General features: G+C 61.8%; 9 protein-coding genes and 1 tRNA gene. 6 read left to right on the top strand and 4 right to left on the bottom strand.

From position 1 onward, the window contains the following. Nucleotides 1-77 (bottom strand) — tRNA-Pro (locus KBA32_RS15610). Nucleotides 78-97: 20 nt separating this feature from the next. Beyond that, a complete protein-coding gene (locus KBA32_RS15605) occupies nucleotides 98-1,027 on the bottom strand; it encodes a polyprenyl synthetase family protein (RefSeq protein ID WP_367113790.1) in 930 nt (309 codons plus the stop codon). A 212-nt stretch (nucleotides 1,028-1,239) separates the two neighbouring features. On the opposite strand from KBA32_RS15605, the gene rplU reads away from it, so the two are divergent. From rplU to proB, 4 genes are all read left to right on the top strand, one after another. Next, nucleotides 1,240-1,551: a 50S ribosomal protein L21 gene (rplU, locus tag KBA32_RS15600; RefSeq protein WP_294360837.1), complete on the top strand. Its 312-nt coding sequence runs from the start codon at nucleotides 1,240-1,242 to the stop codon at nucleotides 1,549-1,551. A gap of 27 nt (nucleotides 1,552-1,578) precedes the next feature. Beyond that, complete coding sequence (gene rpmA / locus KBA32_RS15595) at nucleotides 1,579-1,839, top strand: 50S ribosomal protein L27 (protein WP_294360834.1); 261 nt, start codon at nucleotides 1,579-1,581, stop codon at nucleotides 1,837-1,839. 116 nt (nucleotides 1,840-1,955) lie between these two features. Beyond that, a complete protein-coding gene (gene cgtA, locus KBA32_RS15590) occupies nucleotides 1,956-3,062 on the top strand; it encodes an Obg family GTPase CgtA (protein ID WP_294360831.1) in 1,107 nt (368 codons plus the stop codon). Nucleotides 3,063-3,064: 2 nt separating this feature from the next. Next, complete coding sequence (proB, locus tag KBA32_RS15585; protein ID WP_294360829.1) at nucleotides 3,065-4,183, top strand: glutamate 5-kinase; 1,119 nt, start codon at nucleotides 3,065-3,067, stop codon at nucleotides 4,181-4,183. Here proB and gcvA read toward each other — a convergent pair. Continuing rightward, nucleotides 4,170-5,120, bottom strand: coding sequence for a transcriptional regulator GcvA (gcvA, locus tag KBA32_RS15580; protein ID WP_294360827.1), 951 nt, complete (start codon nucleotides 5,118-5,120; stop codon nucleotides 4,170-4,172). The two genes, proB and gcvA, sit on opposite strands and share 14 nt — an antisense overlap. 72 nt (nucleotides 5,121-5,192) lie before the next feature. Continuing rightward, nucleotides 5,193-5,501, bottom strand: coding sequence for a hypothetical protein (locus KBA32_RS15575; protein ID WP_294360825.1), 309 nt, complete (start codon nucleotides 5,499-5,501; stop codon nucleotides 5,193-5,195). Here KBA32_RS15575 and KBA32_RS15570 point away from each other — a divergent pair. Then, nucleotides 5,473-5,718: an Arc family DNA-binding protein gene (locus tag KBA32_RS15570; protein WP_294360820.1), complete on the top strand. Its 246-nt coding sequence runs from the start codon at nucleotides 5,473-5,475 to the stop codon at nucleotides 5,716-5,718. The two genes, KBA32_RS15575 and KBA32_RS15570, sit on opposite strands and share 29 nt — an antisense overlap. Continuing rightward, nucleotides 5,715-6,113, top strand: a complete 399-nt coding sequence (locus KBA32_RS15565; protein ID WP_294360817.1) for a type II toxin-antitoxin system VapC family toxin — start codon at nucleotides 5,715-5,717, stop codon at nucleotides 6,111-6,113. Before KBA32_RS15570 ends, KBA32_RS15565 begins: the two co-directional genes overlap by 4 nt. Nucleotides 6,114-6,136: the final 23 nt, after the last annotated feature.

The raw sequence follows: 6,136 nt of genomic DNA, 5'->3' as shown, positions 1-6,136 counted from the left end.
TGGTCGGGGCGAGAGGATTCGAACCTCCGACTCCTACGTCCCGAACGTAGTACTCTACCAGGCTGAGCTACGCCCCGACCGATTCACCGAACAGACCCTAGAAGGATCTCGCAACAGCGAAGAGGCATAATTCTAGCAAAGAATCCTTGTATGTGGAAGCGGGTAAGCACTCAATCGAGTGTGCAGCGAGCGCCGCCTCGGCTTCGGCACATTTTTTCGCATGATCAAGCGCGCCCGTCGCACGAATCGCTGCCAGTACCGACGCAAAATCGTCCCGCCCACCGTTTTCGATGGCGCGGCGGACACTCGCCGCTTGCTCAGCGTTACCGTGCTGCATGACGTAAATCAACGGCAGTGTCGGTTTCCCTTCAGCCAGATCGTCGCCAAGGTGCTTGCCTGTTTCGACTTCCGCTCCCGAGTAATCGAGAACATCGTCAATGATCTGGAACGCCGTTCCGAGGTGCATGCCATAAGCGGCCAGACTGCGCTCATGCTCTTCCGACGCACCGCCGACGATGGCGCCGACCTGCGCGGCCGCCTCGAACAGCTTGGCCGTTTTGAAGCGGATGACTTGCAGGTAACGCGCCTCATCGACGTCGGCGTCGTGGCAATTCATCAATTGCAGGACTTCGCCCTCGGCGATGATATTCGTCGCCTCGGACAGCACCTGCATGACGCGCATGCTGCCGACTTCGACCATCATCTGGAAAGTACGCGAGTAGAGAAAGTCGCCGACCAGCACACTTGCCGCATTGCCGAACAGCGCGTTCGCCGTTTCCCGGCCGCGCCGCAAGTCAGACTCATCAACGACATCATCGTGCAGCAATGTCGACGTATGGATCATCTCGACAACCGCCGCAAGTTCGTGATGATGCACCCCGCGATAACCCAGGGCGCCGGCGCTGAGCAATACCAAGGCGGGGCGCAGACGCTTGCCGCCGGCATTGACGATGTACTCGGCGACCTGCCGCACGAGGACCACATCCGAATGCAGGCGTGCGCGAATGACCGCGTCGACTGCTTTCATATCTGGTCCGATCAAGTTGAAAAGCTGCTCGGGTTTCACCGCACTCTGCCTTGGCACAAAACCTGCGAATCTTATGGGGGGCGCTTGCCCGCCGTCAAGCGAAGCGAGTCCGGAAACCGGGAAATAGACGCTGGAACTCTTTGACTTGTCGACGGAATTCTGTAGTATACGCGGTCCTTTGTTTCAAAAACTCTCTTGTTTTGGAGTCCAACATGTACGCGGTCATAAAAACCGGTGGCAAGCAATATCGCGTTGCCGCTGGCGAAAAACTGAAAATAGAACAGATACCGGCAGAAGTTGGCGCAGAGATTACCCTTGACCAGATCCTGATGGTCGGCGAAGGCGAGTCCGTAAAAATCGGCGCTCCGCTCGTTTCCGGCGCTTCGGTCAAGGCTACTGTGCTTTCGCAAGGCCGCCACAAAAAGGTAACGATCTTCAAGATGCGTCGCCGCAAGCATTACCAGAAGCATCAGGGCCATCGTCAGAACTACACCGAAATCCGCATTGACGGCATTTCGGCCTGATCGTCGGCCAAACGAAAGGAATAAGACATGGCACACAAAAAAGCAGGCGGCAGTTCCCGTAACGGCCGCGACTCGGAATCGAAACGCCTTGGCGTGAAGCGCTACGGTGGCGAGCTGGTCACGGCCGGCAACATCATCGTCCGCCAGCGCGGCACCGAGTTCCACCCGGGCGTCAACGTCGGCATCGGCAAGGACCACACGCTGTTCGCGCTGATCGAAGGGCACGTGCAATTCACGCTGAAGGGCGAAAAGCGCCGCCGCACGGTCAGCATCACGCCGGCCGCGTGAGGATGTAACCATCCCGGTCGCGCACCGTATGAACGGCAAAAGCCCTATCCTTGCGGTAGGGCTTTTTCATTTGTAGTTCCCTGCGTAGTCCAGGTTTTCCCGAAAGAGGCTGTTTCATGAAGTTCATCGACGAGGCAAAAATCTATGTTGCGGCTGGCAATGGCGGCAACGGCATCGTCTCGTTCCGGCGTGAGAAGTACGAGCCGGAAGGCGGCCCGAACGGGGGCGACGGCGGACGCGGCGGCAGCGTTTACGTCGTCGCCGACCGCAACCTCAACACCTTGATCGAGTATCGCTACACCCGCAAGTTCCTTGCGCAACGCGGCGAGAACGGCGGTTCGGGCGATTGCTACGGCAAGGGCGGCAGCGACATTACGTTGCACGTGCCGGTCGGCACCGTGATCGCCGACGAGAACGCCGGCCAGATCGTCGCCGACCTCGACGCCGACGGCAAGAAGGTCCTGCTTGCCCGCGGCGGCAAGGGCGGCCTTGGCAACATCCACTTCAAGTCGAGCACCAATCGCGCACCGCGCCAATGCACGCAGGGCGAACCGGGTGAAGAGCGTGATCTTCGCCTCGAATTGCGCGTGCTCGCCGACGTCGGCCTGCTCGGCTTGCCGAATGCCGGCAAGAGCACCTTCATCCGCGCCGTTTCGGCCGCGCGCCCGAAGGTCGCCGACTATCCGTTCACCACGATGCACCCGAACCTCGGCGTCGTGCGCGTCAGCGACACCAAGAGCTTCGTCGTCGCCGACATTCCCGGCCTGATCGAAGGCGCCGCCGACGGCGCCGGGCTCGGCATCCGCTTCCTCAAGCACCTGGAGCGCACGCGCGTCCTGCTGCACATCGTCGACCTTGCGCCGCCCGACCCGGAAGCCAACCCCGTACACGACGCCCAGGCGATCGTGCGCGAGCTCGAGAAGTACAACCCGGAACTCGCCGCCAAGCCGCGCTGGCTGGTGCTCAACAAGCTCGACCTGATTCCTGAGGACGAGCGCGAGCAGCGCATCGCCGACTTCCTCGCGTCGTACGATACGGGCGGCGCGCCCTGCTTCCGCATTTCCGCGATCAACGGCGACGGTTGCCGCCCCCTGATCTACAGGCTGCAGGAAGCGCTCGACACGCTGGCGCCCCCGCCGCCGCTCAAGGAAACGTCGCCGGACGAACTCTTCCCGGACGACGACGAAGCAACCGACAACTCCGACAACGAATCATCCAGATAGCCATGGCCACGACCCGCATTGCCGACGCAAAACGACTCGTCATCAAGGTAGGTTCCGCGCTCGTTACCAACAACGGCGAGGGACTCGACCTCAACGCCATCACCGAATGGGCACGCCAGATCGCCCAGCTGCGCCAAGCCCACAAGGAAGTGGTGCTGGTTTCCTCCGGCGCCATCGCCTGCGGCATGCAACGGCTCGGCTGGGAAAAGCGCCCGAAGGCCGTGCATGAGCTGCAGGCCTGCGCCGCCGTCGGCCAGATGGGGCTGGTCCAGGTCTATGAAAGCGCCTTCTCGCGCCACGGCCTGCGCACGGCGCAGGTGCTGCTGACGCACGAGGACCTGGCCGACCGCACGCGCTACCTCAACGCCCGCTCGACGCTGACGACGCTGCTCGGCCTCGGCGTCGTGCCGATCATCAACGAGAACGACACGGTGATCACCGACGAGATCAAGTTCGGCGACAACGACACGCTCGGCGCGCTGGTCGCCAACCTCGTCGACGCCGACGCACTGGTCATCCTCACCGACCAGAAAGGCTTGTACACCGCCGACCCGCGCAAGGACCCGAACGCCACGCTGGTCAGCGAAGCGACGGCCGGCGACCCGGCGCTGGAAGCGATGGCCGGCGGCGCCGGCACGCGCATCGGCACCGGCGGCATGATCACCAAGATCATCGCGGCCAGGCGCGCGGCGAGCAGCGGCACGCACACCGTCATCGCCAGCGGCCGCGAGAAGAACGTGATGCCGCGCCTCGGCCAGGGCGAGCCGATCGGCACGCTCCTCGTCGCGCAGACGCAGCCGCTCAACGCGCGCAAGATCTGGCTCGCCGATCACCTGCAACTGAGCGGTCGCCTGCTGCTCGACGGCGGCGCCGTGAAGGCGCTGGCCGACGGCAAGAGCCTGCTGCCGATCGGCGTCGTCGAAGTGCAGGGCGAATTCGAACGCGGCGCCGCCGTCGCCTGCATCTCACCGGAAGGCAGGGAAGTCGCGCGCGGCCTGGCCAACTACGGCAGCAGCGATTCGCGGCGCATTGCCCGCCACGCCAGCCAGGACATCGAAGACATCCTCGGCTACGTCGACGAGCCGGAAATCATCCACCGCGACAATCTCATCCTGTGCTGAGCGCCGCCTGCGGCGCGGCCGGGTTGATCCACACCCCGGCCAACTCACGGTAAGCCGCGGCCTGCCCGCGCATCCACTCGCGGAAAGCCGCGAGCGGCACCGAATCCGCCTTGCTCTCGGGATACACGAAGTAGTAGCTGCGCTGGTTGTGCAGCACGCAGGGGCACGGCGTCAGCAACTGGCCCGACGCCATCTCGCCGATCACGAAGAAGCGCGGCACCAGCGCCACCCCCAGCCCGGCGCGGGCCGCCTCGACGAGCATCGAAAACAGCTCGTAGCGCGCGCCGCCCATCGCATTGACGTTTTCCAGCCCCGCCACCGCAAACCACTCGCGCCAGGCATCCGGGCGCGCCGACTGATGCAGCAGCGGTAGCTGTGCCAATTCGGCCGGATCGACCTGCGTTCGTCCCTTCAACAAGGCGGGGCTGCACACCGGCACCAACTCCTCGCCAAACAGAAACTCCGCGTGCGCGCCCGGCCAGATCGGCCCGCCGCAGTGGATCGCCGCATCGAACGGCGTGTCGGCGAAGATGAACGGCTCGGCGCGCGTCGCCAAATCGAGCGTAATCCCCGGATGCGCCGTACTGAAATCGCCCAGCCTTGGGATCAGCCAGCGCGTCGCGAAGGTCGGAATGACCGCAAGTTCGAGCACGCCGCCGGCACCGCGATGCGCCATCAACGACAACGTATCGTGCTCGATCTGGCGCAAGCTCGCGCGGATCTGCCGCGCGTAGAGCTGTCCGGCTTCGGAAAGCAACACGCGCTTCTTGATGCGGTTGAACAGCTGCACGCCAAGGAACTCCTCGAGCGCCGATATCTGGCGACAAACCGCGCTCTGCGTCAGCGACAACTCCTCGGCCGCGCGCGTAAAGCTCTGGTGACGTGCGGCGGTTTCAAAGGCGATCAGCAAGTCCGTTCCGGGCAATTTTCTGCGCATGGCAACAATCCAGAATTTCTCGATTAGTTCGGTTTTCGCATCAAGTTGTGACTATACATCGTTTATCCCCGCTCAAAAACCCGGAAAAAAATGGGTTCGACCGGTATTTGAAGAATCCAGGAAGTCCGGAATGCTGATTTTTCGGAATGAACATCGGCTCACCTGACGGCGATGGACTTGTGCATTCAGCAGCCGTAGGGTGTGCAACGCCAAGCGTTGCGCACCGTTCCTGCTTCCTTCGGTGCGCAAATGAGATTTGCGCACCCTACCGCGCTGTTTTCCCACTGTTTTCCCAACTTGACCTTGGTGGCGGAACGGAACCAAAATGGTATCGTTTTGAAAGGAGATCGCCATGCCGACGACACTGACTTTAAAGAACATTCCAGACTCCGTGTACGAGCGACTGAAGCTCTCTGCGGAGATACACCGTCGCAGTTTAAACAGCGAGGCAATTGTATGCCTTGAATCCGTATTGCTCCCGACAAGGATAATGCCAGACGAAAGGTTGGCGCGTGCACGTGAGCTACGCGCAGCACTATCGCAAGGAAAATTTCACGCACGCGATATCGATGCCGCGAAGCGTGAGGGGCGGCCATGATCGTGGTTGACACCAATGTGCTTGCATATTTGTATCTCCCCGGCGAATACACCTCGGCAGCTGAAGAACTCCTGCAACAAACCCCCGACTGGGCGGCGCCGGTCCTTTGGCGTAGCGAGTTCCGCAACATATTGGCAGGCTGCATGCGGCGCAAGACCATTTCTTTTGAACAGGCAAACAGCCTGCAAAGAGAAGCCGAAAGTTTGCTCGAAGGCTCGGAGTTCGAGGTTGACTCGCTCTCCGTGCTTGAGCTCGTGCGTAATAGCGACTGCTCCGCATATGACTGCGAATTTGTTGCACTCGCCATGAAACTTGACGCAAAGCTTGTGACAATGGACAAGAAATTGTTACGAGCATTTCCAGGCCACGCCACAGCACTCCCTGGGGCCTGGTAGCAGCCGTAGGGTGTGCAACGCCA

Source organism: Propionivibrio sp. (assembly GCF_017995515.1).
Classification (GTDB): Bacteria; Pseudomonadota; Gammaproteobacteria; order Burkholderiales; family Rhodocyclaceae; genus Propionivibrio.
The sequence above is the reverse complement of the archived record's forward strand: the minus strand, read 5'-3'. Positions and strand labels throughout refer to the sequence as shown.